The organism is Treponema sp. UBA6852 (assembly GCA_002449305.1).
In the GTDB taxonomy this organism is placed as follows: domain Bacteria; phylum Spirochaetota; class Spirochaetia; order Treponematales; family Treponemataceae; genus Treponema_D.
In genome coordinates this window covers 1-25227 of the sequence record DKDI01000013.1, presented here as the reverse complement: position 1 = coordinate 25227, position 25227 = coordinate 1, and the positions used below count along the sequence as shown (strand labels likewise).

At 37.8% G+C, this 25227-nt stretch carries 26 protein-coding genes, 3 tRNA genes and 1 other RNA gene; 22 read left to right on the top strand and 8 right to left on the bottom strand.

The window, feature by feature from the left end; all coding sequences use genetic code 11:
• Window positions 1-2: 2 nt before the first annotated feature.
• The 8 genes from B3209_RS03285 to B3209_RS03250 form a co-directional block, all read right to left on the bottom strand.
• A complete protein-coding gene (locus tag B3209_RS03285; RefSeq protein WP_296664089.1) occupies window positions 3-557 on the bottom strand; it encodes a GNAT family N-acetyltransferase in 555 nt (184 codons plus the stop codon).
• Window positions 558-563: 6 nt separating this feature from the next.
• Entirely contained in the window at window positions 564-1601 is a 1038-nt protein-coding gene (locus tag B3209_RS03280) for a S66 family peptidase (RefSeq protein WP_296664088.1), read from the bottom strand.
• A gap of 56 nt (window positions 1602-1657) precedes the next feature.
• Window positions 1658-1834, bottom strand: a complete 177-nt coding sequence (locus tag B3209_RS03275) for a hypothetical protein (protein WP_296091599.1) — start codon at window positions 1832-1834, stop codon at window positions 1658-1660.
• A 53-nt stretch (window positions 1835-1887) separates the two neighbouring features.
• Window positions 1888-1960 (bottom strand) — tRNA-Phe (locus B3209_RS03270).
• A gap of 190 nt (window positions 1961-2150) precedes the next feature.
• A tRNA-Pro gene (locus tag B3209_RS03265) sits at window positions 2151-2223 on the bottom strand.
• 8 nt (window positions 2224-2231) lie between these two features.
• A tRNA-Val gene (locus B3209_RS03260) sits at window positions 2232-2305 on the bottom strand.
• A 72-nt stretch (window positions 2306-2377) separates the two neighbouring features.
• On the bottom strand, window positions 2378-2722 hold the full coding sequence (locus B3209_RS03255; RefSeq protein WP_295800350.1) for a helix-turn-helix domain-containing protein: 345 nt from the start codon (window positions 2720-2722) through the stop codon (window positions 2378-2380).
• Between the two features lie 183 nt (window positions 2723-2905).
• Window positions 2906-3184, bottom strand: coding sequence for an HU family DNA-binding protein (locus B3209_RS03250; protein ID WP_295800347.1), 279 nt, complete (start codon window positions 3182-3184; stop codon window positions 2906-2908).
• Window positions 3185-3595: 411 nt separating this feature from the next.
• Here B3209_RS03250 and rpsF point away from each other — a divergent pair, with 411 nt between their 5' ends.
• The 22 genes from rpsF to lepB (B3209_RS03140) all read left to right on the top strand — a co-directional run bounded on the left by rpsF (window position 3596) and on the right by lepB (B3209_RS03140) (window position 25044).
• Window positions 3596-3886: a 30S ribosomal protein S6 gene (rpsF, locus tag B3209_RS03245; protein ID WP_295800344.1), complete on the top strand. Its 291-nt coding sequence runs from the start codon at window positions 3596-3598 to the stop codon at window positions 3884-3886.
• A 23-nt stretch (window positions 3887-3909) separates the two neighbouring features.
• Window positions 3910-4398: a single-stranded DNA-binding protein gene (locus B3209_RS03240; protein WP_296664086.1), complete on the top strand. Its 489-nt coding sequence runs from the start codon at window positions 3910-3912 to the stop codon at window positions 4396-4398.
• A gap of 48 nt (window positions 4399-4446) precedes the next feature.
• Window positions 4447-4761: a 30S ribosomal protein S18 gene (rpsR, locus tag B3209_RS03235; protein WP_295800339.1), complete on the top strand. Its 315-nt coding sequence runs from the start codon at window positions 4447-4449 to the stop codon at window positions 4759-4761.
• Between the two features lie 68 nt (window positions 4762-4829).
• Window positions 4830-5351 carry a 50S ribosomal protein L9 gene (gene rplI, locus B3209_RS03230; RefSeq protein ID WP_295800335.1) on the top strand — a complete coding sequence of 174 codons (522 nt, stop codon included), beginning with the start codon at window positions 4830-4832 and terminating at the stop codon, window positions 5349-5351.
• A 143-nt stretch (window positions 5352-5494) separates the two neighbouring features.
• Window positions 5495-6823: a replicative DNA helicase gene (dnaB, locus tag B3209_RS03225; RefSeq protein ID WP_295800330.1), complete on the top strand. Its 1329-nt coding sequence runs from the start codon at window positions 5495-5497 to the stop codon at window positions 6821-6823.
• A 73-nt stretch (window positions 6824-6896) separates the two neighbouring features.
• Window positions 6897-7841: an MBL fold metallo-hydrolase gene (locus B3209_RS03220; protein ID WP_296664085.1), complete on the top strand. Its 945-nt coding sequence runs from the start codon at window positions 6897-6899 to the stop codon at window positions 7839-7841.
• Window positions 7838-8893 carry an endolytic transglycosylase MltG gene (gene mltG / locus B3209_RS03215; RefSeq protein ID WP_296664084.1) on the top strand — a complete coding sequence of 352 codons (1056 nt, stop codon included), beginning with the start codon at window positions 7838-7840 and terminating at the stop codon, window positions 8891-8893. The genes B3209_RS03220 and mltG overlap by 4 nt, the downstream gene beginning before the upstream one ends.
• Window positions 8894-8899: 6 nt before the next feature.
• Window positions 8900-10702 carry a DNA primase gene (gene dnaG / locus B3209_RS03210; protein ID WP_296664083.1) on the top strand — a complete coding sequence of 601 codons (1803 nt, stop codon included), beginning with the start codon at window positions 8900-8902 and terminating at the stop codon, window positions 10700-10702.
• A 3-nt stretch (window positions 10703-10705) separates the two neighbouring features.
• On the top strand, window positions 10706-12664 hold the full coding sequence (gene rpoD, locus B3209_RS03205; RefSeq protein WP_296664082.1) for an RNA polymerase sigma factor RpoD: 1959 nt from the start codon (window positions 10706-10708) through the stop codon (window positions 12662-12664).
• Window positions 12665-12743: 79 nt separating this feature from the next.
• Window positions 12744-13607 carry a zinc ribbon domain-containing protein gene (locus B3209_RS03200; protein WP_296664081.1) on the top strand — a complete coding sequence of 288 codons (864 nt, stop codon included), beginning with the start codon at window positions 12744-12746 and terminating at the stop codon, window positions 13605-13607.
• A 4-nt stretch (window positions 13608-13611) separates the two neighbouring features.
• Window positions 13612-14005: RNase P RNA component class A (rnpB, locus tag B3209_RS03195), an RNA gene on the top strand.
• Between the two features lie 69 nt (window positions 14006-14074).
• Window positions 14075-15037 carry a tetratricopeptide repeat protein gene (locus B3209_RS03190; RefSeq protein WP_296664080.1) on the top strand — a complete coding sequence of 321 codons (963 nt, stop codon included), beginning with the start codon at window positions 14075-14077 and terminating at the stop codon, window positions 15035-15037.
• 37 nt (window positions 15038-15074) lie between these two features.
• A complete protein-coding gene (locus B3209_RS03185; protein WP_294016051.1) occupies window positions 15075-16127 on the top strand; it encodes a rod shape-determining protein in 1053 nt (350 codons plus the stop codon).
• A 20-nt stretch (window positions 16128-16147) separates the two neighbouring features.
• Window positions 16148-17026: a rod shape-determining protein MreC gene (mreC, locus tag B3209_RS03180; RefSeq protein WP_296664079.1), complete on the top strand. Its 879-nt coding sequence runs from the start codon at window positions 16148-16150 to the stop codon at window positions 17024-17026.
• Window positions 17027-17049: 23 nt separating this feature from the next.
• Complete coding sequence (gene mreD / locus B3209_RS03175) at window positions 17050-17562, top strand: rod shape-determining protein MreD (protein WP_296664078.1); 513 nt, start codon at window positions 17050-17052, stop codon at window positions 17560-17562.
• Window positions 17559-19472 (top strand): penicillin-binding protein 2, encoded by a 1914-nt coding sequence (gene mrdA / locus B3209_RS03170; protein WP_296664077.1) that lies wholly within the window; start codon window positions 17559-17561, stop codon window positions 19470-19472. Before mreD ends, mrdA begins: the two co-directional genes overlap by 4 nt.
• Window positions 19469-20788 (top strand): rod shape-determining protein RodA, encoded by a 1320-nt coding sequence (rodA, locus tag B3209_RS03165; RefSeq protein ID WP_296664076.1) that lies wholly within the window; start codon window positions 19469-19471, stop codon window positions 20786-20788. The genes mrdA and rodA overlap by 4 nt, the downstream gene beginning before the upstream one ends.
• Window positions 20785-22605: a TIGR03960 family B12-binding radical SAM protein gene (locus tag B3209_RS03160; protein ID WP_296689812.1), complete on the top strand. Its 1821-nt coding sequence runs from the start codon at window positions 20785-20787 to the stop codon at window positions 22603-22605. Before rodA ends, B3209_RS03160 begins: the two co-directional genes overlap by 4 nt.
• A complete protein-coding gene (locus B3209_RS03155; protein ID WP_296689810.1) occupies window positions 22598-23254 on the top strand; it encodes a TIGR03936 family radical SAM-associated protein in 657 nt (218 codons plus the stop codon). The genes B3209_RS03160 and B3209_RS03155 overlap by 8 nt, the downstream gene beginning before the upstream one ends.
• Window positions 23255-23418: 164 nt before the next feature.
• A complete protein-coding gene (rplS, locus tag B3209_RS03150; protein WP_296689807.1) occupies window positions 23419-23763 on the top strand; it encodes a 50S ribosomal protein L19 in 345 nt (114 codons plus the stop codon).
• Between the two features lie 104 nt (window positions 23764-23867).
• Window positions 23868-24473, top strand: a complete 606-nt coding sequence (gene lepB, locus B3209_RS03145) for a signal peptidase I (RefSeq protein WP_296689806.1) — start codon at window positions 23868-23870, stop codon at window positions 24471-24473.
• Between the two features lie 19 nt (window positions 24474-24492).
• Window positions 24493-25044, top strand: a complete 552-nt coding sequence (gene lepB / locus B3209_RS03140) for a signal peptidase I (protein ID WP_296689804.1) — start codon at window positions 24493-24495, stop codon at window positions 25042-25044.
• Window positions 25045-25227: the final 183 nt, after the last annotated feature.

Here is a 25227-nt window from a genome sequence, read left to right as displayed (position 1 = left end):
AGTTAAATTTTAAATTCTGAAAACGGAATAGGTTCTTTTGGATTTTCAGAGATTTCGCTTAGCTGCATTTGCATCCATGAAATTCCGTACCATTTTCCATTTTTGTTTCCTGCATTTGGAAAGTTTCCGATTTCCTTAAACCCAAGTTTTTTGTGCATTGAAATGCTTATTTTGTTTTCTGAAGTTATTACGCCGTAGACATATTTAAATCCTTGGCGTGAAAGAGTTTCCATAAATTTTTTATAGAGCGCAGTTCCAATTCCGCATCTTTTTGGAGCGTCTGGGGAAAGATAAACAGTGGATTCAACATTCCATTTATATGATTCGTGAGGTCTTAACTGATGTCCGTAGATAAATCCACAAATTCTTCCGTTTGAATCTTGCGCGACAAAATACGGATAATTTTTTTTTGTTTCAGCAATTTGCTTTTTGTATTCTTCGATTGACGGATTTTCAGTTGAAAAAGTTACAACTGTATTTTTTACGTAGTAATCATAAATGTCGTGAATTTCTTTTGCATCTTTTTCTTCTGCGATTCTGATTGAAAAATTTTCCATGATAATTCAGCTCCATTTGTATTTTATCGTGAAATTTTTTCTGTTCGCAAAAACTTCCGCAGGAATTCCCATTGCAATAGGAACAGCAGGATCTACGTGCCCAATGTCAGCGTCCATTATTATCGGAAGATTAAATTCTGAAAGTATGTCTGTAACTGCATTGTGCTGATTTATTCCAAAAATTTCTTTTCCAAGAGAAGCGAGCGGACGTCCGATTATAAATCCTGAAGCTTTTTCAAACCAGCCGGCATTTTTTAATTGCCATACTTGCCTCCTAATTTCCGCTGGATTTCCGTCGCAGCTTTCAAGAACCCAGATAATTTTTTCTGCGCCGCGGTTAAATTCTTTTACGCTGTCAAGTTTTGTTCCGCACAAATTTGCAAGAACATCAAGGCAGCCTCCTAAAAGGACTCCTTCCATTTTTACTGAATCATTTTTTCCTGGAAAGATTTTGAGTGTTTTTTTTTCTGTAAGATTGTAAGTTAAATTTTCAAGATTTTCTGTAGAATCGCTGTCGTTCTTCGGAAGCTGAAATTTTTCAAATCCAGAAATTTCTTTTATTTTTCCTTCCAAAAGTCCAAGAGAATAAAGTTCAGGTGTTTGCCATTTTTTTCCAAAACCTGTGATTGTCGGTCCGTAAATTGCCGCGACTTTGCATTTTGTTACTAAAGGAAATGTAAAATTTGTGTTGTCGGAATATCCCATGAACCATTTTGGTTGTGCAACTGAAATTTTTTCAAAGTCAATGAAGCCGGCTGTTTCGCACATCATTTCTCCGCCGCCTGCAGAAATAACTGCGGAATTTTCATCAGAACAATAAAAATCTTCGAGTTCTTTTGCTGCTTTTTTTGGATCTGTTGAAATTCCTTTTCCGTCGCTTTTAAATACAGTTTCTCCTGCAAAAATTTTGTAGCCAAGAGATTCAAATTTTTTCTTTGCAAAATTAAAGCGGGAAGTGTAGGGTTCTGTTGTGCATCCAAATGAAGGAGCTGTTACGGCGATTGTGCAGCCTTTTTTTATTGAAGGCGGAATTCTTATGTTCATTCTGCGATTATATAATTTACGCAAAAAAAAATAAATTCTTTTTTCTGAGAAATTTTCTAGTTTTCTGCATTGTTTTCAGGCGGTGCTTCTTTTTCCCGTTCACGCTCGTTCAGCATTTCTGCATCTTCTCTTCCATGCAATGAATTCCATTCTGAAAATTTTTGCTTTTTTGACTTATGAAAAACAGGTGAGTATTGTCTTTTCATTGCTGAATAATATTCTTCATCATCCATTGTGAATTTCCGTAAAAATAAAAAAAGCACCCTTTTAAAAGAGTGCTTGAAATTGCCAGCGGTCAGAATCGAACTGACGACATAAGGATTTTCAGTCCTCCGCTCTACCAGCTGAGCTACACCGGCAATTGATGTATACGACTATATTGTTTTTTATTATTTATGTCAATAGAAAAACCTGAAAAATTTCAAAAATTATTTTTATTTTGGGATTATAAAATAAAACTTTTCTAAGACATGAAAAATTCCAGTCAACCCAAAAAAAATAATTTAAAATAAAAAAAAAGACTTGCCCAAATAAGACAAGTCTTTTAAATCGGGATGACAGGATTTGAACCTGCGACCCTCTGGTCCCAAACCAGATGCGCTACCAGCTGCGCTACGTCCCGAAACGAAATGGGCTCTGAGGGGATCGAACCCCCGACATTCTGGGTGTAAACCAGACGCTCGTACCAGCTGAGCTAAGAGCCCGTTTCAAGTGTCGCTATATTAACAAGTCATCACTTTTTTGTCAATAGAAAAATATGAAAAACTCAAAAAAAATTAATGCTTTAACTTGAAATTTTTTCTGTTTCGCTTGGATGTGTTTTTCTGCTCGGAAAAAGTTTTGTCAACTAGCTCGGATATTGTTTCTGTAACGATGTTTTTGTATTTTATAAAGTCTTCTTTTGTTTCCGTGAATAACTGAAACGGCTTTACTTCTAAAATTTCCAAAAACTTTTCTATAGTTTCTTTTTTAGGCCAGGTTTTTCCTGTTTCAATTTTTGAAATTCCTACCGATGTTATTCCTGATTTTTCTGCCAGTTCCTCTTGCGTCATTTTTAATTTTATTCTGTAACAGCGGATGTTTGAGCCCAAAATTTTGCATAAATCCCTAGGTTTGTCCATGAGGCAATTTTATACTTGCAGTTTAAGTGAAAAGAAGAAATCTGCAATTGCAAAATTAAGTGCTGATTAAATTGTCAGTTTAAGTAATATGTTTTTTTATTGCTGATATTTGAAAGGAAAGATTGTTTTTGCAAAACATTGAAATTTATTCTATGAATTGCAAAAACTTTTGAAACTGATTTTTTATTTTTTGTTCAAGCGGTCTTTGAGTGCTTTTCCAGGCTTGAATTTTGGTGTTTTTGAAGCTGCGATTTTGATAGTTTCTCCAGTTGCAGGATTGCGTCCTTCTCTTGCCGCTCTTTTTCCAACTGAAAATGTTCCGAATCCGATGAGCTGTACGTCATGTCCTTTTTCAAGTTCCTTTGAAACAATCTCAAGAAATGATTTGAGCGCGCTTTCTGTGTCTTTTTTTGGCAACCCTGTCGATTTTGCCATTTTTTCAATAAGTTCAGCTTTGTTCATTTTTTTTTCTCCCATAAAAAGTCAATGAGGAAATTTCAATTTCCGATTTGGCTTTTTTGAGCATATTCGCAATGAAATGAGAATATGCAGTTGATAAGGAAGTTTGCAACGCAAACTTGTGAATAAAAACTTTGACGCTATTTCAGACGAAGTTTTTATTGCACTCTCCTAATGTAAAAACTTTTGAAATCACATCGAACTTAAAAAAATAAGATCTTGGTATTTTTCAAAATGCAATAGACAAGAGTATACTTGAATATTTATAAAAACTCTAGTGCAAAATTAAATTTTTCTAAAAAATACTGAACTTTTTTGAAGTTTCGTTGACTATCCATATAAAAACTGCTAATATCAATTACCCCTTGGAGTTGCGTATGCGGCTCCCATTCTGACCATAAGGAGAAACATACGATGAGAAAGTATGAACTTATGACAATCTTTCCTTTAGAGGAAGAAAAATCTAAGGCCGGTCTTGAAACTCTTAGAGCTGACCTTGCAAGTTTCGGCGCAGAAATCGAAAAAGAGGAAGTTTTCGGCGACCGTGATCTTACATACGAAGTAAAAAAACAGAAACGCGGACACTTTGTTCTTTTTACACTGAAATTGAATCCTGCTAAAATTATTGAGCTTGACGGTAAATTCAAATTCAACAACAATCTTTTGAAATATCTTTTTGTTTTAATTGAATCAAAGAACGTATAAGACAAAAAATTCCGGAGTAGATTATGGCGACTTCTGATATAAACAGCGTTGTTATTGTAGGAAGACTTACAAGAGACGCAGAATTAAGGTATCTTAACAGCGGAACTGCTGTAGCTTCTATTTCTATTGCTGTAAACCGCAGCAAAAAAGATGGAGACCAGTGGGTCAGCGAGGCAAACTTTTTCGATGTTTCATATTTCGGAAAAGGCGCGGAAGGTATCAAGCCGTATCTTACTAAAGGAACACAAATTGCGGTTCAAGGTTCTTTGCGTCAGGACAGATGGGAAAAAGACGGACAGAAATTCAGCAGGGTAAATATTCTTGCTGACTCAGTTGAGCTTTTGGGCTCAAGGTCTTCTGGAAGTCAGAATAACGGCGGCTCTGATTCATTCGGGGGTTATCAGCAGCGCGCTTCTTATTCTCAAAATCAGTCTTCCGGCGGCGGATATGAGCCTTCTTCAGAAGCTTTTGGCGGAGACAACGCTGGTTTCCCTGAAGATATTCCGTTTTAATTCGGTTTCCGCAGTTTAAAAAAAACTCTTAAAAACAGGAGCTATATTATGGCAGACGAAAAAGAAGTAAACGAAAATACAAATGTAACACAGGAGCAGCTTCAGGATTCAGGACGTGAAGATGAAGTTCGTGGGGCTCGTGGAAAAGGAAAATTTTTCTCACACAAGAAAGTATGCCGCTTTTGCGCAAACAAGGGAAAAATTGATTACAAAGATGCAGATGGACTTCGCCGCTTTACAACAGAACGTGGCAAGATTCTTCCGCGCCGCATAACTGGAACTTGTGCAAGACACCAAAAAGAAGTTGCAGCTGCAATTAAACGTGCGCGTGCAATTTGTCTTCTTCCTTTTGTTGCAGACTAATTTTTTAGCAGTGAAACCAACTCCTGGTGGAGCTGCGTAAAACTAAAATTTTATAGGAGCTTGAAAAAATGAAAGTAATTCTTAATGAAGATGTAAAACACCTTGGAGAAATGGGTGATGTAAAGAATGTTGCAAATGGATATTTCCGCAACTATCTTTTCCCTCGTATGCTTGCAGTTCCATGCACGCCAGAAACAGAAGCTTATTTTGCTACAAAAAAGGCTGAAATTGAAGCTCGCAAGGAACAGAAGCGCAAGGACAGCATGAGCTTGAAGGAAAAACTTGAGGCTCTTGAAGTTGTTATTTCTATGCCTGCTGGAAACAATGGCAAATTGTACGGAGCTGTTACAAATCAGACAGTTTCTGACTTTTACAAGAAGAGTGGATTTGAGATTGAGCGCAAGAAAGTTGAAATTCCTGGACACACAATCAAAAATACAGGCTCTTATTCTGTAAAAGTTCATCTTTATGAAACTACAGTAGCTGAAGTAAAAGTTACAGTAAAATCACAGGATGATGTAACTGCTAAGAAGGAAGAAGCTCCTGCAAAAAAGGATGAGGCTCCAGCTGAAGAGGCAAAGTCTGAGTAATGTCTAAAATTGCTTAGGAAAAATAAAACCGTGAGATTTTTCTTGCGGTTTTTTTTATTTAGGGTTTACTGAAACCGTAAAAATGGACGAGTCGAGGTTTTTGTCGTTATTTTGCCTTGACCGTGCTATTGCAAAGAGGAAAAATGGATTTAAAAGATAAGATACCTCCTCATAATGTTGAGGCAGAACAGGCTGTTCTTGGAGCTCTTTTGCTGGACTGGAGCTCTGTAAGCGATGTTGTAACATATTTGCGAAGCGAAAATTTTTACAGTCAGCAGAATCAGCTTATTTATGAATCCTTGATGCATCTTTTTTCAGCTGGAATAAAAGGCGACTTACTGACTCTTGTTGATGACCTTACAAAAAATGGAAAACTTGAGGCTGCCGGCGGAGTAGCGTATATTTCCTCTTTAACGGATATTGTTCCCACAAGCGCGAATGTTGACTATTACGCTAAGATTGTTCTTGACCAGTCTACTAGGCGGAATCTTATAAAAATTTCCTCTGAAATAAAAGCATCCAGTTTTGATGAAACAAAAGAAAGCCGCTCTATTCTTGAAGATGCAGAGCAGAAGATTTTCAAGCTCACTGATATAAATCAATCTGCGCAAGTTCTTGCAATGAAAGATGTTGTGCCTAAAGTTATTCAGATAATCGATACGAGATACAAAAATAAAAATGCGTTTTCCGGAATTCCATCTGGACTTAACGATCTTGACAGCATGACAAGCGGTTTTCAAAACAGCGAAATGATTATAATTGGCGCGCGCCCTTCAATGGGAAAAACTGCCCTTGCATTGAGCATGATGCAAAACATTGCGATTGACCGTGGAATTCCGTGCGGATTTTTCAGCTTGGAAATGTCTGCGGATCAGATTGCTCAGCGTCTTCTTTCTCAGATTGCGAGAATTCCTGGAACAAAGCTTAGAAACGGAATGCTTAAAATAGAAGATTTTAAAAAACTTCAGGATGCGGCGGGAGAATGTTACAATGCGCCTCTTTATATTGTTGACACGCCGAACATGAAGCTTCTTGATCTGCGGGCGATGGCAAGGCGCATGAAAGTCAATCAGAAAGTTCAGATTATTTTTATCGACTATATTGGACTTATTACTAGCGAAAATCCTGATGCCCAGCTTTTTGAACAGCAGTCTGCAATTTCAAAGTCCTTGAAAAGCCTTGCGCGCGAACTTGAAATTCCGATTGTTGTTTTGTGCCAAGTTGCAAGAGCAGCAGAAGGAGAAGAGCCGAATCTTGCACAGCTTAGAGGCTCTGGCTCGATTGAACAGGATGCCGACATGGTAATGTTTATTCACGGAAAGCGGAACGACAATAAGGAAACCAATGAAGGCTATAATCCGGTTCAAGAGCGAAAGCTGATTGTGGCAAAACAGCGCAACGGTCCGATTGGCGATGTTGATGTTATTTTCCTTTCAAGCTATACGAAATTTGAAAACAAAAGCAAGGAATAATCTGTTTACAGTTTGTTTCAATTTCTGTATACTATAATCTCAAAAATTCTACGGAATTTTATGGAGGATGAAAGTGCTGATTCATTTCTGGGGAGTTCGGGGGTCTTTGCCTACGCCGCTGAAAAATGCTCAGGTACAGGCAAAAATTGCAGCCGTTGTTTCCCGTATTTCCCCAAAGGATTTGGAAAGCGCCGAGTCAAAAATGAAATTCCTTTCATCTCTGCCTGAATGGATTTATGGAACTATAGGCGGAAACACTCCTTGCATAGAACTTAGGTCAAAATCAGACGAGCTTTTTTTGCTTGACTGCGGAACTGGTCTAAGGGAATTTTCTGTTGCTGGCCGTCAGCCGGAAAGTAGGCATTATAATATTTTTCTTTCGCATTTTCACTGGGATCATATTCAAGGATTTCCGTTTTTCGGACAGTCTTTTTCGCCTAATTCAAAAATCGACATTTATACACCTTTTGCTAATGCCGAGGAATATCTTGAGCGTCAGAGCAGCCTTCCGTATTTTCCAATAAATGCTTGCTTTGAATCTGTGAAAAATCAGCTTTCGTTTCATTTTATGCAAGAAGGAACTCCAATAGAAATCGGCGGTCTTAAAATAGAATGCCACAGAATGTTTCATCCGGGAGATTCATATTCTTATTCATTTGAAGAGGACGGAAAACGCTTTATTTACAGCACGGATGTTGAGCTTCAGACTTCAGATTTTGACAAGAATTGCACAAGAAATAAATTTTTTGAAAATGCTGATGTTTTGGTTTTTGACAGCCAGTATACAAATCCGGAGGCTGCAAAAAAAGTGAACTGGGGGCACAACTCTTTTAGTTCCGCAATAGATTTTGCTTCTAACTGGAATATCAAGAACCTTTACTTTTTTCACCATGAGCCGAATTACGATGATAAAAAACTTGATTCAATTCTTGATGCTGGAAACAACTACAAAAAATATAAGTCGAATGGAAATTTAAATCTTTATATTTCAAAAGAAGGTCAGGAAATTCAGCTTTGAAACGGATTTTATATAAGATTGTTGTTTTTTTTACATGGATTCTGGCGGCGCTTTCAATTCTTTTTGTTGCAGCTTTTGGAATGTGGGCTTATGTTGTCAAGCCTGTTGATTCCGTGGAAAATAGCCGTGTTGAAAAAATCAGCGTGCCTTCTGGAGCTTCTGTAAGAAAAATCTCGCTTCTTTTAAAGGAAAAAGGGCTTGTGAAATCGGCTGATGCTTTTTATTATGCCGCAAGGTTCAGTGTTTTTGACAGAACAAAGCCATTCAGCTTGAAAAGCGGCTCATATACTTTAAGCACTTCGATGGGGTTAAAAGAAATTTACTTGATTTTGCAGTCTGGTGCAAGCGAATATATTTCTGTTGTTATTCCAGAAGGCCTTACAATGTCAAAAATTGCAAGAATTCTTGAGGATAAAAATATTTGTTCCGCTGAAGATTTTTTGTTTTACTGCAAGAATTCAGAACTTTTGGAAAAATATAAAATTCCAGCCGAGAATTTTGAAGGCTATCTTTTTCCTGACACTTATTTTTTTATAGCTCAAATGAAAGCGCAGGATGTTCTTTGCATTATGGCTGACAACTTTTTTTCTAAAACCGCAGAAATTTTAGAAGCTAAAGAGCTCTCTCCTTTGGAACTGCATGAGCTTGTTACTTTGGCTTCGGTTGTTGAGCGCGAGTACCGAGTCAAGTCTGAAGCTCCTATTATTTCCAGTGTTTTTACAAACAGACTTAAGCATGGAATCGGACTTTATTCCTGCGCCACAATTGAGTATATTTTGACTGAAATTCAAGGAAAGCCGCATCCAGAGCGCATAACTTACGATGATTTAAAGATTGACAGTCCTTACAACACTTACAAGTGGGCAGGACTTCCTGCAGGGCCTATTTCAAATCCCGGGCTTGTCGCGTTGACAGCTGCATTTAATCCTGCTAAAACCGACTATTACTTTTTTGTTCTCACAGACCCTGCGACTGGACGCCATACATTTTCAAAGAATTTTGACCAGCATAAGGCGGCGGAAAATACAAATTACTATTCAAAAGGTTTTTAAAATCAAATGCCCGGTCTGATAGCTAAAGAATCAATTGACGAAGTTGCGGAAAAAACTGATATTGTCAGCCTTGTTTCCGAGTACGTTTCTCTTGAACAGCGCGGCTCAAACTGGTGGGGCTGCTGTCCTTTTCATAATGAAAAAACTCCTTCGTTCAGTGTTTCACAAGATAAAAAATTTTACCATTGCTTTGGTTGCGGAGCTTCTGGAAATGTCTTTGATTTTGTAAAGGAGATGGAAAAGATTTCTTTTGTTGAATCAGTGGAGTTTCTTGCAAAAAAAGCAGGGGTTCAGCTTTCATATTCAAGTGGTTCTGCAAAAAGTTTTGATTCTTCAGCTTCAAAAATCAAGGATGAATATAAGAATTTGTATACAAGAGTTGCCGGAATGTTTCACTATATGCTTATGGAAACTCCAGCCGGAAAATTTGCACTTGACTACATTTTAAAGCGAGGACTTTCTCAGGAAACACTTGAAAAATTCAAAATTGGTTACAGTCCTTCAGACCGAAAATGGCTAAAGCAGTTCCTTTTGAAAAAAAATTATTCCGAAGACTTTTTGAATAATTCAGGTCTTTTTAGTAAAAATTATCCGGACTGCGCTTTTTTTTCAGACAGGCTGATGTTTCCGATTTTTGACAAGGACGGAGATATTGTAGCTATGGGCGGACGTTTTTTGCGCGGCGATGCTCAAAAGTCTCCTAAATATCTTAATTCCGGCGATTTGATTCAATATAAAAAGGGAAGCACTCTTTATGCATTTAATTTTGCAAAATCTTCAATACGAGAAAAGCGCAAAGTAATATTTTGCGAAGGCTACATGGACTGCATTGCTTATCATCAGTGCGGAATTACTTGGGCGGTCGCTCCTTTGGGAACATCTCTTACTGATGAGCAAATTTCACTTGTAAAGCATTTTGTTGAAGAAATTTATCTTTCTTTTGATTCTGACGGGGCTGGACAAAAAGCTACAAGACGCGCAATTCTTATGTGCAGAAAACAAGATGTGGCTGTAAAAGTGATAAGGCTTTCCGGCGGAAAAGATCCTGCTGAAATTATGCTGAATTTCGGGGCTGAATACTTGACGAATGAAGTCAATAATGCTATATTTGATTCTGATTATCTGTTGTCTAAACTGCAAGAACTCTATCCTAAAGATACCCCTATGGGCAAGTCTAAGGCGTCGTTAGATTTTTTTGAGTACATAGATTCTTTGCAGTCGGATGTTCAGAAAGATGCCTGTCTGGATCAGTTGTGCCAGACATACGGTATAGAAAAGGAGGCTGCTCGAAGGGATTATTTCAACCGGGACAAGGTTTCATACCGTTTTAGAAATGTAATTACGGAGCAGAAAAACCAGGCGGATTCTGAAAAAATTAAAGTAACCGCTGAACTGCAAGCTGTTATGACAGCCGTAACTGAAGATGTCAGTCTTTTCCAAAAAATGCGTGAATGTGTTTCTGTTGATGATTTGTCGGACAGTTATTCCAAGCAACTTTTTGCTGTTATGCAAGAGTGCCAGAAAAACGGTTCTTTTTCAGTAAGCAATATACTTAACCGGATAGATCAGGAAAATTTCAGAAAGCTTATAATTGAAGCTATAAGCAAAAATACTGGGCGAATTCAAGAATCTGCCGAAAGTTGTATAAATTACTTGAAAAGAAATGCTTACAAGCGAAAAAAAATGTATCTTATGGAAAAAATTTCCTCTTTGTCGAGGAGTATTTTGCCGGAAGACAAGGCTCTTTTAGCGGAACTTGCAAAACAAAAAATGGAACTTGATTTCCAAATTGAAAATTTGAAGGATTAATCAATGGCTAGAAAGTCACCTGAAAAAAAATCTGAATCAGTTAAAAAAGAAAAAAAATCACTTGAATCAAAATCAGAAAAAAACAAAAAAACTGCGGATTTAACCGAATTTGATGAATCAGAAGAAAATGACTCTGATCAAGAAGAAAATTCAGAAGATGAGGAAGAGTCTGCGGATTCCGAGCAGGATTCAGAAGAAGTTCTTGATCCAAATGTAAAAAAACTTTTGGACTATGCGTGCAGCAAGCAGATTATTTCATGGGACGAAATCACTGAAATTTTAACGCCTGAATTTGTGAATTCTCCAAAAATGGAGGAGGTTCTTCAGCTTCTTACAAAAAACAATATTCAGGTTATGGAAGAGGACAATCTTCTGGACGATGAAGAGGAGGAAGATGAGGACGACGAGGATTCTCTTTCTGATTCCGAAGATGATTCTAAGTTTGACGAAAAGCACCGTCTTGTTTCAAATGACAAGGAATCTGGAATTGATGATCCAATCAGGCTTTATCTGCGTGAAATTGGAAAAGAAAATCTTCTTACGGCAGAGCAGGAAGTCATTCTTTCAAAGCAAATGGAAGACGGTCAGAATATAATAAAAAATGTCATAAGAAATTCCGGCATGATTATTCCTGAATTTTATCAGATTTGCCACACAATTTATAAAAAAATAGATCCTCATGAGCCTGGAAAAGCCAGAAAAGAAATTAACGAGCTTATGGCTGAACGTCGCCGCTTGAGAAGCTGCTATGTTGAATATGTTAAGCCGATTCGCGAGCAAATGTCTGAATACATGGCATTGAAAAAACAGCTTCATTCTGAAGATCCTACAATAAATATTTTTTCTGATGAAAATTTAAAGCGAGTAAGAGATTTTATAAAAGAATCGCTTTTAAATGCAGATCTCCAAACTGAAGAAATTGAAACTTTCAGCGCAAAATTTATTACGGCTTCAAAAAAAATTGACGAGTACCACTTGATTCAAGAGCGCCGCATGAAAAAACTGCGGATTACGGATGCTGTTGGTCTTCGTTCAATTGGCCGTCGTCTTGCAATCAGAACTGAATCCGCAAAGCTTGAAAAAGAGCTTGCTATGACTGCTGATGAAATTCGTTCTGATTATACTGAAATTCAGAAAATTGACCGAAAACTCCGCGAACTTGAATACGATTTTGAAAATTCCGTTGATGAAATTCTTGAAATGAAGAAGGAAATCGAGCGCGGAAGATTGCAGCTTGAACAGGCAAAAAACCGGCTTATAAATGCAAACCTTCGACTTGTTGTTTCAATTGCAAAAAAATACACAAACCGCGGACTTCAGCTTTTTGACTTGATTCAGGAAGGAAATATTGGTCTTATAAAGGCTGTTGAAAAATTTGAATATCGCAAAGGCTATAAATTTTCAACTTATGCGACTTGGTGGATTCGGCAGGCGATTACAAGGTCTATTTCTGATCAGGCAAGAACAATCCGTGTTCCGGTTCACATGATTGAGCAGATAAACAAAGTTGTCCGCGAGAGCCGACAGCTTATGCAAAAATATGGAAGAGAACCGACTGATGAAGAAATTGCAGCGCAGCTTTCATGGCCTCTTGCGCGTGTAAAGCAAGTTAAAAATGTTGCTAGAGAGCCTATTTCTCTTGAAACTCCGATTGGAGAGGAAGAAGATTCTTCTTTGGGAGATTTTATTGAGGACAAGGAAATTGAAAATCCTGCTAACCAGACTGCGTATACATTGCTTCAGGAACAGCTTCGTTCTGTTTTAAGCACATTGCCGCAGCGTGAGCAGGAAGTTTTAAAAATGAGATTCGGACTTGATGACGGATATTCTCTTACGCTTGAAGAAGTAGGTCTTTATTTCAATGTAACAAGGGAAAGAATCCGCCAGATTGAAGCAAAGGCTTTAAGAAGACTTAGACATCCGCGCCGTTCAAGCGGTCTTAGGGACTACATTGATTCTTAAAGGAAATCGTGTAGACATAAAAGTCGAAATTGTGTAAAATACTGCACCTATATATAGAATTTACAAGAGGTTGCCATCTATGCAAATGACAGAAGAATTAGAAAGATTAAAAAACTTGCAGGACGTGCTTGCTGAAAAATATGAAATTGAAGCAAAAGTTGAGGAATTGCCGAAAACTCTTGATGGCAGCACGGAAAGCCTTGACCGTTTCAAAAGAGAATATATCGAAAAAAATAAGCTTTACGAAGAAAAAAAAGATATTGTCGCTCGTTTAAGAGTTGAACTCGATGAAGCCCAAAGAAAGCGTGAAGAAGGCGAAAAGGGAATGGATTCGATTTCCACACACCGTGAATATGAAATTCTTGAAAAGCAAATTTCAGAAGCGCAGGCTTTGGAAGATTCAAAAAGAAAAGAGCTTCAGCGTGAAGAAAAAAGCATGGCTGAGCTTAACGATTTGCTTAAGAGCGAAGAAGATTTGATTGCTTCAACAGAAAAAGATGTAAATGAGGCCCGGGAAAATCTTGACAAGGAAATTGCTTCTTGCAATGAAAAACTTGAGGCTTTAAAATCAGAAGAAGCAAAATGGTCAGAAGGCATTGATTCTGAAACAATTATGAAGTTTCAGAGAATAATAAAAAGAAACCGCAAAGGAATTGTCGCTGTAAAAGGAAAAGTTTGCGATGGCTGCCACATGATTTTGCCGGCGCAGTTTGCAAATGAAGTTCACCATGGAGAAAAAATACTTTTCTGTCCTTATTGCAGCAGAATTCTTTTCTATGAAGAAGCCGCTGATTTGGATGAAAACTATGTTTCAATTCATGATGACATTTCAGCTGATGACATGGATGAAGATCTTCTTGATGATGAGGATCTTATTGATATTGAGGGCGATGATTCAGAAGATTCAGATTCTTCTATCAAATCCCTTGATTATGAAAATTAAAAAAATAAGGATATGTTGATCGCGCTAAAAGAGATGATGATTTCTTTTTAGTGAGGTAAAGTCCGGGCTCCTCCGGAAAAGATGCCGGGCAATAACCGGGCGGAAAAGAAAAACTGCTGGTTTTCAGTAAAGTTTCTTTGCCGACAGAAAGTGCTACAGAAAATTACCGCCTGTAATGGGTAAGGGTGAAAAGGCAGGGTAAGAGCCTACCGCGTTTTTGGCAACAGAAACGGCATAAGTAAACCTCATTAGGAGCAAAATCATATAGCAGTTTGGTTTTCCGGCCTTATGCTGCGGGTAGATTGCTGGAAATGCCGGGCAACTGGCATTGCAGATAGATGGTCAACACGTTTTTTAATAAAACGTTCCAGAACCCGGCTTACCATATCCTTTTTTTTATTTTTGTTTGCTTCAGTTTTTCTGAAAGCGGATTTGATTTTGTTTATTGCATTTTTCGGGTGGGGAAAATGAAAGCTAGATACGGTTTAGACTTATTCTATCATAAAAGGAAAACCTTTGTCATTAAGTTTATAATCGCGTCTTTTGCAATTGTTTTTGTAACGTTGCTTTCTTTTATTTTTATAAAATTTATCGGAAACAAATTTTTTAAGCTTGATTCAGTTGATTCGATGTACAAAAACTGGTCGCTTCACACGGAAGATGGTTATAAATCTGTTTATAGTTCAGCTTCAAAAATTCTTGATGAAAATCCTTATCATAATGCTGCTCTTACTTTTTTGGGCTACAGTTCATTTATGCTGGCTGAATCAGAGACTGACAATATAAAGTCTCAAGAGCTTTTGGATAAATCGATTTTCAGCCTTAGAAAAGCAATGCATGGATGTAAAAAAGACACGCTTCCGCAGATTCAATATATGCTTGGCCGAGCGTATTTTTATAAGAACAAAGTTTCAGCTTACCATTATTATGCTGACTTGGTTGTAAAATATCTTTTGCTTGCGGTTTCAAATGGATATAAATCAGTTGATATTCCGCTTTTGCTTGGTTTAAGCTATGCGTCTCTTGGTGAAACTGATGAAAGCATTGCGGCTTTTACAGAGGCGCTTCTTGTGCGTGAAACTGACACGCTTTTGTTCAACATTGCGAAACAGTATTGCAATAGTGGGCAGGAATCTGTTGCAAAGCAGTATCTTGTCCGCGTTATGGAAACAAGCCAGAATGAAGAGCTTTTGGACGACAGCCATATTCTTCTTGGGCAGATATATACAAGTGAAGGTAATTTTTCGGATGCGGAAAAAGAATTTAATTCAATTCTTGAAAAAAATCAAAATTCTGCTGACGCGCATTACGGACTTGGTGTATTATATGAGAAAAAAGGCGATAATATAAAAGCTCGGTCTGAATGGCGCAAATGCCTGAAAATTCAGTTCAACCATAAAGGCGCGCTGAAAAAAATGTCAGGTCTATAGAAATTTGAATTTTACAGAAAAGCTTGGAGGAGGAAAAATGAGCTTTCTTGATAATTTTACAACTGATATAGGAATTGATTTGGGGACTTGCAATACACTGATTTATGTCCGTGGGCAGGGAATTGTTATTGACGAGCCTTCAGTTGTGGCAGTTGAAAAAGGAACTGGAAGAATTGAAGCTGTTGGTGTTGAGGCAAAAAGAATGCTTTGGAAGACACCTGGAAATATTGTCGCTATAAGACCTTTGGCGGACGGTGTTATTTCAGACAGTGATTCGACTGAAAAAATGCTTAAGTATTTTATTTCAAAAGTAATTCCGCGGCACAATCTTTTTAAGTCTATAAGAATGAAAATCGGAATTCCTTCTTGCATTACTCAGGTTCAGCAGGATGCGGTAATGGCTGCCGCTTTGAAGGCTGGTGCAAAAGAAGTAAAGTTGATTGAGGAAAGTCTTGCCGCTGCAATTGGCGCTGAAATTCCGATTTACGAGCCAGCCGGACACATGGTTTGCGATATTGGCGGTGGAACTACAGAAGTTTCAGTTATTTCTTTGGGCGGAATGGTTGTTACAAGTTCAATTAGAATCGGAGGAAATGCTTTTGATGAGGCGATTATAAAGCATATTCGTTCTGTTCATAACCTGATTATTGGACAGCAGACTGCGGAGCGTCTTAAGATTGAAATTGGAAATGCAATTGCCGAAAAAAATATCGATGATGATAAAATCCGGAAAATGGAAATCCGCGGAGGAGATGCGATTACAGGTCTTCCACGCCGCCTTGAAGTTGATTCTGTAGAAGTGCGTGAAGCTTTGAAAGAGCCGGTTTCAAAAATCATTGAAGAAATAAAGAAAACTTTGGGACGCACTCCTCCTGAACTTGCAGCTGATATTGTTGAGCGTGGAATTGTTATGTCTGGCGGCGGCTCAATGCTAAAAGGCTTGAAAGATTTGATAAAGAAAGAAACTGGTGTTCCTGTGTTCCTCGTAGAAAAGCCTCTTGAATGCGTTGCAAAAGGCGCAGGCGAAGCATTTGAATTGTTCAAGGATATGTCTACTCGTCGTTCAATTTATGAAAATTTGAATGACTAAAAACATCGGGTTGTTTGCTCATGGCGGGAAAATTTAAAGCTTCTATCCGCATAAAAACTGCGGAAATTCTTTTGGCATTTCTTGTTGTTTTCAGCGGAGTGCTTTTAGGTTTTTCTGGTGGCGGATTTGTTGTCAATTTTAATAAAGTTGGTTTTTCTGTAGTTTCTTTAATTCAAAAAGGAAGCAGTTCTGCGATAAGTGCTGTAGCTGGAATTGTTACATCAATAAGAGATATTACAGTTCTTCAAAAAGAATACAATGAGCTTTCAGAAAAACTTAAAGACTATGAATTCATGCAGCGCAACAATGTCGAAATCAGAAAAGAAAATGAACGCCTGCGTGAACAGCTTCAGTTTGCCTCTGAAATTGAATATAAAAATATTCCTGCACAAATAATCGGACGTGACCCAGACAATCTTTATTCTGGAATTACAATAAACAAAGGTGCTAGAAGCGGAATAAAAAAAGGTTTTCCTGTTATTGCGATTCAAAATGGAAATGTCGGCGTTGTAGGCAAAGTTGTTACAGCTGGTATTGATACAAGTCTTGTAATGCCTGTTTACGACACAAAATGCAATATTTCCGCGCGGGTTCAAAATACTCGAGATATTGGAATTGTTTCAGGAAATGGTTCATATGGAAGTCCGTTAAATCTTCAGTATATACGGAAAAGAGTTTTTGACAGCTTGAATCATGGCGATATTGTCGTTACTAGCGGAGAAAATGGAAACTATGTCAAAGATATTCCTATTGGCCGTATTTCTAAAATCAAAATTCTTGATTACGATTCATCGCTTAGCATTGAGCTTGAGCCTGTTATAGATTTTTTGCGTCTGGAAAACGTGCTTGTTGTTGACCAAAAAAATTTAAATGACAAGCCGCCGCTTGCAAAGAATTAGCGCTTTTATTGTTTGGAGAAAAAATGTTACGAGCTTTTTTTTCAAGTTCTGCCATTCTGCTTTTTGTTTCTGTTTTTGAAGCCGCAGTTCTTTCGAATATTGTTTTTCTTCCGGCTTTGCCAGACTTGTCTTTGATTTGCGTTTTGTTTTTTTCTATAAATAACGGAAAGTTAATCGGTGAAACTACAGGTTTTGTTTCCGGCTTGTTCTTGGACTTTTTGAGCGCATGTCCGCTTGGACTGAACTGCCTTCTTAGATCTGTGCTTGGATATTTGGGCGGAATTTTCAACAAGTCCTTGAATACAGAGGGATTTTTTGTTCCGCTTTTTCTTGGAATTTGTGCTACGGTATTGAAAGTTCTTTTTATTTATCTCATTTCCGTTTTTTTTCCTCTTATTGTCGCTTCGTATAAAATTTTTTCTTTCAGTTTTTTATTTGAAATTTTATTGAATGGATTTCTAAGTCCTTTTGTTTTTAAATTTTTGAGGCTGTTCAGAAACAGCATTATTTTAAAACCGGAGAACATTTTTCAATGAGCGGAAAAAATCGTTTTGATTCAGCTTTTGAAGATTCAAAAAACAAAAGCGGCTCGCTTAAAAAAAATTATAAAGTTTCATTTTTACTTGGAATTATTTCTGTTTTTTTTGCTGTTTATGCGCTGAAACTTTTTAGTCTTCAGATTTTGGAAGGTGCGCAGTATCAAACCCGCTCTGTTCGAATTTCAAGAACTATAACAACAATTGCGGCTCAGCGTGGAGAAATTTTTGACAGAAAAGCAAAACTGCCGATGGTTATTAATACAGATTCTTTTGCTGTTGATTTGATTCCAGGCGAAATTCCGCAGGGATATTTTGATACTGTTGCAACGAAACTTGCTAAATTTCTTGGAATTTCAAAATCGAATATTGACGCAAAAATTCCGCAGCGGCTTAGAAGAAGCTTTTCGCCTATTGAAATAAAGACGAACGTTCCCTTTGAAATTATTTCGAATATTGCCGAAAATCTGACTGATTTGCCTGGAGTTTCCTGGAGAAACAAGCCTGTCCGCTATTATGCTGAAACTGGTTCTATGAGCCATGTCTTGGGATACGTAGGCGATATTACAAATGAAGAACTTAAGCTGATGTACAATAAAGGCTACACTTCAAATTCAATCGTTGGAAAAACTGGAATTGAAAGGCAGTATGACAGTTTGCTTCAGGGAAAAGAAGGAAGCATAAGCCGCACAGTTGATGTTCACGGGAGAATCTTGAATGAAGATCCTGTTGTAGTTCCGCCTGTAAGTGGAAAAAATCTTGTTCTTACAATTGACAGTGAAATTCAGACTTTGGCAGAAAAAGCCCTTGGAGAGCGGGTAGGGGCTGCGGTTGTTTTAAAGCCTGCTTCCGGGGAAATTCTTGCCATGGTTTCATATCCGTATTTTGATGCCAATATATTTTCAAAAGATGACGCTTCTGTCCAATATGCAAAACTTGCTGCGGACAAAAATAAGCCAATGCTGAATAGAGTTGTAAATGCAGAGTATCCTCCGGCTTCAACTTTTAAAATTATTATGAGCACTGCGGTTCTTTCGGAAAAAGTTTTTCCTGCGGAAAAGAAGATAGAATGTCCAGGAAGAATTACTTATGGAGACCGTGTTTTCCGTTGCCATATCGGGCTTCCTGGTCATGGCTGGCTTGATTTAAAAAATGCGCTTGCCCAGAGTTGTGATGTTTATTTCTGGGTCATAGGAACTGATCATCTTGGAGTAGAGCGAATTGCAAGTTATTCCAAGGAATTTGGATTCGGTCAGAGCCTTGGAATTGATTTGCCTGCTCAAAGCAATGGTTTTGTTCCTACGCCGCAATGGAAAGAACGCCGTTACCATGAAAAATGGCTTGGTGGCGATACAATGAATATGTCAATCGGGCAGGGCTATACTCTTGCAACGCCTCTTCATGTTGCGAATATGATGGCGATGGTTTGCAACAGTGGAAAAATTTATAGGCCGCATCTGCTCAAAGAAATTCGTGATTCTTCAAATGATTCAGTTCAAGAAATAAACCCAGAAGTAATGCGTGAGTCAACTGTAGCTCCTGAAATCTGGAAAGAAATTCAAAGGAATTTGAGGTACACAATTACAGATGGAACAGCGGTTTATCCTATGCACAATACTTCTGTTCAGATTGCGGGAAAAACTGGAACTGCGGAAGTTAATGGTGTTGGAAAAAATCACTGGCATTCTTGGATGGTTGCCTATGCGCCTTTTGATGCTCCGCCTGAAGAGCAAGTCGTTGTCGCAGTTTTAGTTGAAGCTGTAAACACTTGGGAATGGTGGGCGCCTTATGCTACAAATATAATTATCCAGGGAATTTTCAATAATCAGACTTTTGAAGAATCTGTGGATGCTTTGAAATTCCGCTATTTACTGAACAGGCAAAGAGCAGCCGGAGGAAGACGCGAATGAAAATCAGATTTTTTAGTTCAATTGACTATATTCTTCTTTTGTGTGTTCTGTTTTTAATAACTGTCGGCATTGCGTTTATATATTCTTCTGGAATAAATTCTGAAGGCGTTCTTGTTTCCAATGAATATATAAAGCAGATTATCTGGTTTTGCATTGGATTTTCTGTAATGACCATAATGGCTTTGCTGGATTACAGAAGACTGGAACGATATTCCCATTACTTTTTTATTTTTATAGCGGCAATTCTTGTATATACAAGATTTTTTGGAAGATATGTAAATGGAGCTAGAAGCTGGCTTGGAATTGGGGATTTGGGAATTCAGCCTTCCGAGCTTATGAAGATTGCATTTATACTTTTTTTAGCGCGTTTCCTTGACAAGTCGTCTGCAGAAAAGCCGATGAAGCGTTTTGCGCTTGCAATTTGCATTATGATGGTTCCAATGGGACTTATACTTCTTCAGCCTGACTTGGGAACTGCAAGTGTTTTTCTTCCTATCTTTCTTTTTATGTGCTTCATGGCTGATGTTCCTGTCCGCTATCTTATGATTGTTTTTCTGACAGGAATGTTTACCATTGTTTTTGCGGTTCTTCCAATTTGGGAAACTGAAATTTTACGGAAATCTGTTCCTGTTATTCATGTTCTTTCAAATATAAAACTTAGAATTCTTGTTTTTTCAGCTTCTCTTGGAATCTGTATAATTGGAATTTTGGGAAATATGTTTTTTAAGAAAAAATACTATTACTGGATTACGTATTTCTTTGGAATTTTTTCATGTTCAATTGCTGGTTCTTGGGCTTGCGGAAAAGTTTTGAAACCTTATCAAATTGCAAGGCTTATAGTTTTTATAGATCCAAACAGCGACCCTCGTGGAGCCGGCTGGAATATAATTCAGTCCAAAACCGCAATAGGCGCCGGAACTCTTTTTGGCCGCGGATTTATGCAGGGATCTCAAAGCCATTTGCGTTTTCTCCCTCAGCAAAGTACTGACTTTATATTCAGCATTTTTTCAGAGGAAATGGGATTTTCAGGCGGAATTATTTTATTCTGCGCATTTTTTGCAATCTTGCTTCGAATTACGCACATAATAAGGCAGACTAATAATTCCTATAGCTGTTACATTGCTTCAGGAATTCTTGGTATGTTCTTTTTTCATTTTATTGTAAATGTTGGAATGGTTATGGGAATAATGCCAATCACGGGAATTCCTCTTCCGTTCCTTTCTTATGGCGGTTCAGCTCTTCTTACAAATATGCTTGCTATCGGTCTTTTGATGAGCATTAACAGCCGCCGTCTTGATTTTAAAACGACTTTATGAAAACTTCTGATTTAATTGATCCTCTGAAAATTTTTGGTTCTAAGCTGAATACTGTTCAGTCGCCATCGCGTTATGTTGGCGGAGAATTTGGAATCACTGTTAAGCCACATTCCGGGTCAGATGAATATTTTAATTTTGCAGTTGCATTTCCTGATTTGTACGAAATTGCAATGTCAAATCTTGCAGTAAAAATTATTTATAATGGACTGAATCTTCTTCCAGATGTAAGATGCGAGCGTGTTTTTGCTCCTGATGTTGATTTTGAAAATCTTTTAAAAGAAAGCAATGTACCGCTTTACACAATTGAAACTGGAATTCCGTTGTTTAAAACAGATATGATTGGCTTTTCAATTGGATACGAGCTTGGAATAACGGAAGTTTTGGCAATGCTTGATTCCGGAAAAGTTCATCTTCTTGCAAGCGAAAGAAATGAAGATGAGCCAATCGTTATTGCTGGCGGCTGTGGTGTTACAAATCCAGCTCCTTTCAGCGATTTTTTTGATGCGTTTTTTATAGGCGAAGCCGAGCCTGCGCTTTTTAACTTAGTTGAAGATTTGTCCAAACTGAAAAAAAACGGCGCGTCAAGAAAAGAACTGATTGAATTTATAGAATCAAAAAATTTTATTTGGACTAAAAAAAAGCATCTTGAAAAAAAAGTTGCAAGAAGAGTAGTGCAGTCTGATTTTGGGCTTGTTCCATCTGTGCCCGGATGGTTTCCGCTTCCATCCAGCAAGCCTGTGCAGGATCATGGCGTTGTTGAAATTATGCGCGGATGTCCAAACGGATGTCGTTTTTGCCATGCTGGAATTTATTATCGGCCTATGCGTGTAAAAAACAAAAACTTAATAATTGAAGAAATTGACCATCTTGTTTTTGACGCAGGCTACAGAGAAGTCAGCCTTAATTCATTAAGCAGCGCGGATTTTCCTGAAGTTTCAAGTCTTCTTGATATTTTAAATGAACGCTACAAAGGCTTTAATGTTTCGTTTCAGCTTCCATCCTTAAAAGTGAATGCGTTTTCACTTGATATTCTTGAAAAGCTTTCGAAAATCAGAAAAAGCGGTCTTACATTTGCTCCGGAAGCCGGAACTCAGCGTCTGCGTGACGTTATCAATAAAAATGTTTCAGAAGATGAGGTAATGTCAACCTGCCGTATCGCTTTTGAGGGCGGCTATACAAATGTAAAGCTTTATTTTATGCTCGGACTCCCGACTGAAACAGATGAGGACGTTGCCGGAATAGCTGAACTTGCCCAGAAAGTAGTTGACCTCTATTATACCATTCCGAACCGCCCGAAAGGAAAAGGTGTTCAGGTTTCAATAAGTACTGCAACATTCGTCCCGAAGCCTTTTACTCCTTTCCAGTTTGAACCGCAGGCTACCCGTGAACAGATAGAACATAAACAGAAAGTTCTTATTGATTCCGTAAAGACCAGAAAAATTAAGGTAAGCTGGCATAATCCTGATGTAAGCATACTTGAAGCCGTTCTCGCAAAAGGTGACAGAAAACTCGGAAAAGCTATCTATACAGCATGGAAAAAAGGCTGCAAATTCGATGGCTGGGAGGAGTTTTTCAGATTCGATTTATGGCTTGAGGCTTTTGAGGAAACAGGTATTGATATTTCATTCTATGCAAACAGAAAAAGAGATTATGATGAGATTCTGCCATGGGAACATCTCGATTATCTTGTATCAAAGAACTTTTTTATAAGAGAACATAAAAAAGCTGTATATGACCAGAAAACTACTCCCAACTGCCGCATAAAATGTGCCGGCTGCGGCGTAAACAAGGCTGTCGGAGGTGAATGCTTTGAATGATATAAGAGCTGTATTTGAAAAAAAAGACAGTGCGGTATATATATCACATCTTGACCTCAACAGATGTATGCAGAGAGCTTTCAGACGCTCAAAGCTCCCTGTATGGTATACAGAGGGGTTCAATCCTCATGTCTATGTGATGTTTGCACTTGCTCTGTCACTCGGATTTGAAAGCAGCTGTGAGATAATGGATTTTACTCTCACGGAGGATATCCCTTATGAACAGATAAAAAATTCCCTCAACAGCGTTCTCCCTGACGGAATAAGAATAATCAGCGTTTCAGCTCCGAAACTCAAACATACTGAAATAGCATTCGCTGATTTTAAAATAAAAATATTTAATGATAATCCTGTAAATCTCAGGGAAAAATTTATTGAATTTGTATCTCAGGAAAAAATTATTGTACTTAAACGAAATAAAAAGAAACAGATGATTGAAACAGATATAAAACCTGTTATAAATGTTCTTGACTCGTCAGCAAAAGATGAATATCTTGAAATTATGTTAAGACTTCCCGCAGGTACTCAGAAAAATTATAATCCGACTCTTTTAACAGATGTTTTCTGCAAATATGCTGATATTCCTTCAAATGCTGTGAGAATTGAACGTGAAAGAATTATTTGCAGTGACGGAAAAGATTTTTCCTGAAAACTATTGCATTTTTTTATTTAATATGTTATTATATAAAAGCATTTGAAATCCGCTGAATTATATTCAGTGAGAGTTAATGCCGTAAATGACATTAAGTCGGACAGTCCGCTGTATACAATTTATACATGAATGTTCGGAAATTTTTAAGGAGGATTTTTAAAATGGACGCTCTTAAACTTATCAGTCAGGACAGCTTGAAGAAAGATGTTCCTTCAGTTAATATCGGTGATACTGTAAAGGTTCACGTTAAAATCAAGGAAGGCGACAAGTTCCGTATTCAGATTTTTGAAGGCACTGTTATCGCAAAGAAACATGGCGGTATCAATGAAACATTCACTGTAAGACGTGTTGCTCACGGCTGCGGAATCGAAAGAGTTTTCCCACTCCATTCACCTGTTATCGACAAGGTTGAAACTATCAGAACAGGTAAAGTTCGCAGAGCTAAACTCTATTATCTCCGTGACAGAGTTGGTAAAGCTGCAAAGGTTAAAGAAGCTATTCGTTAGTCTGATGAAAGACATCTTGTTCTTTTGTCTTAAAACGCATAACAGCGAACAAAGGGACGCAAAGTCCCTTTTTTGCTATACTGATAAATGACGGAGATGATTTGATGAGTTCTGAAAAACATGGCACTGCTAAACAAAATTTCCTCGATGATTTGGCTGATATGGCAGAATCAGTCATATATGCCGTATTCCTCGTGCTGCTTATATTTACATTCCTTTTCCGTATCGCTACAGTTGAAGGAACTTCAATGGTTCCGACTCTCCAGGAAGATGACAGGCTCATTGTTTCAAATCTGCTGTATAAACCGGAACAGGGTGATATAATTATTATAAACAGCGTTAATTCACACCTTTTTACTGATGATTCACAGACAGAAGTCACAGAAGCTCCCGGCCTTGGAAAACGCATAGTCAAAAGAATTATTGCCATGGAGGGTCAGACTGTTGATATCGATTTCGACCTCGGCATAGTGTACGTTGACGGAGTTCAGATTTATGAAAGCTATATCGCCGACCTTACTACAAGAAATGAAGGTGCTTTCGATTATCCGATAACCATTCCTGAGGGTTATATGTTCGTTATGGGCGACAACAGATTATGGTCAAAGGACAGCCGTCACCCGGAAGTCGGTCTTATAAGCAATGATGATGTTATGGGTCATGTAATACTCAGAATTTCTCCTTTCGATAATTTCGGCTTTGTATATTAAAAAGAGATGAGGCGGTAAAATGGAAGATACACGCAAAAAAAGTACTCTGCTTGCTGATATCCTTGAAACAGTTGAAACATTGCTTTACTGGATATTCATTTTAAGACTTGTATTCATATTTATAATAGGTATTGCTCAGGTGGACGGGCATTCAATGGTTCCGACACTTCAGGATACTGAGAAGCTTATATATTTCCATCTTTTCTATCAGCCTGAGGACGGAGATATTGTTATTGTAAACAGCAAATCACTTGACAAGACTATTGTTAAAAGAGTAATCGCCACGGAAGGTCAGACTATTGATATAGATTTTGAAACAGGTACTGTTTCAGTTGACGGTGAGGTTCTTGATGAACCATACATAAATAATGCAACTGTCAATAATACAGGTGCGTTTGAAGATGATGATTATCCGCTTACCGTTCCTGATGACTGTATTTTCGTCATGGGCGACAACAGACAGAATTCAAAGGACAGCAGACACTGGCAGGTCGGATTTGTTCCGGTTGATGAGGTTGTCGGAAAGGTTATTTTAAGATATTATCCTTTAAGTGATTTCACTGTGTTTTAAAACAGAATAAAAGAAAATTCGTTTTGAACCGGCATTAATTAACGTAAATTTGATGATGTTGGTTTGTAGGGGCGAACTGTGTTCGCCCGCCTGAAATTATGGTAAATCCAACGGGCGAACACAGTTCGCCCCTACAGAATAAACAAAAAATTCCTTGTTTTTAATTATAAAATTTTTATGTCG

Coding starts and splice junctions, on each gene's coding strand:
- B3209_RS03285 (WP_296664089.1), bottom strand. CDS start 557: ATGGAAAATTTTTCAATCAGAATCGCAGAAGAAAAAGATGCAAAAGAA.
- B3209_RS03185 (WP_294016051.1), top strand. CDS start 15,075: ATGAGCTTTCTTGATAATTTTACAACTGATATAGGAATTGATTTGGGG.
- rplI (WP_295800335.1), top strand. CDS start 4,830: ATGAAAGTAATTCTTAATGAAGATGTAAAACACCTTGGAGAAATGGGT.
- B3209_RS03250 (WP_295800347.1), bottom strand. CDS start 3,184: ATGAACAAAGCTGAACTTATTGAAAAAATGGCAAAATCGACAGGGTTG.
- lepB (WP_296689804.1), top strand. CDS start 24,493: ATGGAAGATACACGCAAAAAAAGTACTCTGCTTGCTGATATCCTTGAA.
- B3209_RS03200 (WP_296664081.1), top strand. CDS start 12,744: ATGCAAATGACAGAAGAATTAGAAAGATTAAAAAACTTGCAGGACGTG.
- rplS (WP_296689807.1), top strand. CDS start 23,419: ATGGACGCTCTTAAACTTATCAGTCAGGACAGCTTGAAGAAAGATGTT.
- rpsF (WP_295800344.1), top strand. CDS start 3,596: ATGAGAAAGTATGAACTTATGACAATCTTTCCTTTAGAGGAAGAAAAA.
- B3209_RS03280 (WP_296664088.1), bottom strand. CDS start 1,601: ATGAACATAAGAATTCCGCCTTCAATAAAAAAAGGCTGCACAATCGCC.
- B3209_RS03160 (WP_296689812.1), top strand. CDS start 20,785: ATGAAAACTTCTGATTTAATTGATCCTCTGAAAATTTTTGGTTCTAAG.
- rpsR (WP_295800339.1), top strand. CDS start 4,447: ATGGCAGACGAAAAAGAAGTAAACGAAAATACAAATGTAACACAGGAG.
- lepB (WP_296689806.1), top strand. CDS start 23,868: ATGAGTTCTGAAAAACATGGCACTGCTAAACAAAATTTCCTCGATGAT.
- rpoD (WP_296664082.1), top strand. CDS start 10,706: ATGGCTAGAAAGTCACCTGAAAAAAAATCTGAATCAGTTAAAAAAGAA.
- B3209_RS03190 (WP_296664080.1), top strand. CDS start 14,075: ATGAAAGCTAGATACGGTTTAGACTTATTCTATCATAAAAGGAAAACC.
- B3209_RS03275 (WP_296091599.1), bottom strand. CDS start 1,834: ATGGATGATGAAGAATATTATTCAGCAATGAAAAGACAATACTCACCT.
- B3209_RS03255 (WP_295800350.1), bottom strand. CDS start 2,722: ATGGACAAACCTAGGGATTTATGCAAAATTTTGGGCTCAAACATCCGC.
- mreD (WP_296664078.1), top strand. CDS start 17,050: ATGTTACGAGCTTTTTTTTCAAGTTCTGCCATTCTGCTTTTTGTTTCT.
- dnaG (WP_296664083.1), top strand. CDS start 8,900: ATGCCCGGTCTGATAGCTAAAGAATCAATTGACGAAGTTGCGGAAAAA.
- rodA (WP_296664076.1), top strand. CDS start 19,469: ATGAAAATCAGATTTTTTAGTTCAATTGACTATATTCTTCTTTTGTGT.
- dnaB (WP_295800330.1), top strand. CDS start 5,495: ATGGATTTAAAAGATAAGATACCTCCTCATAATGTTGAGGCAGAACAG.
- mreC (WP_296664079.1), top strand. CDS start 16,148: ATGGCGGGAAAATTTAAAGCTTCTATCCGCATAAAAACTGCGGAAATT.
- B3209_RS03240 (WP_296664086.1), top strand. CDS start 3,910: ATGGCGACTTCTGATATAAACAGCGTTGTTATTGTAGGAAGACTTACA.
- mrdA (WP_296664077.1), top strand. CDS start 17,559: ATGAGCGGAAAAAATCGTTTTGATTCAGCTTTTGAAGATTCAAAAAAC.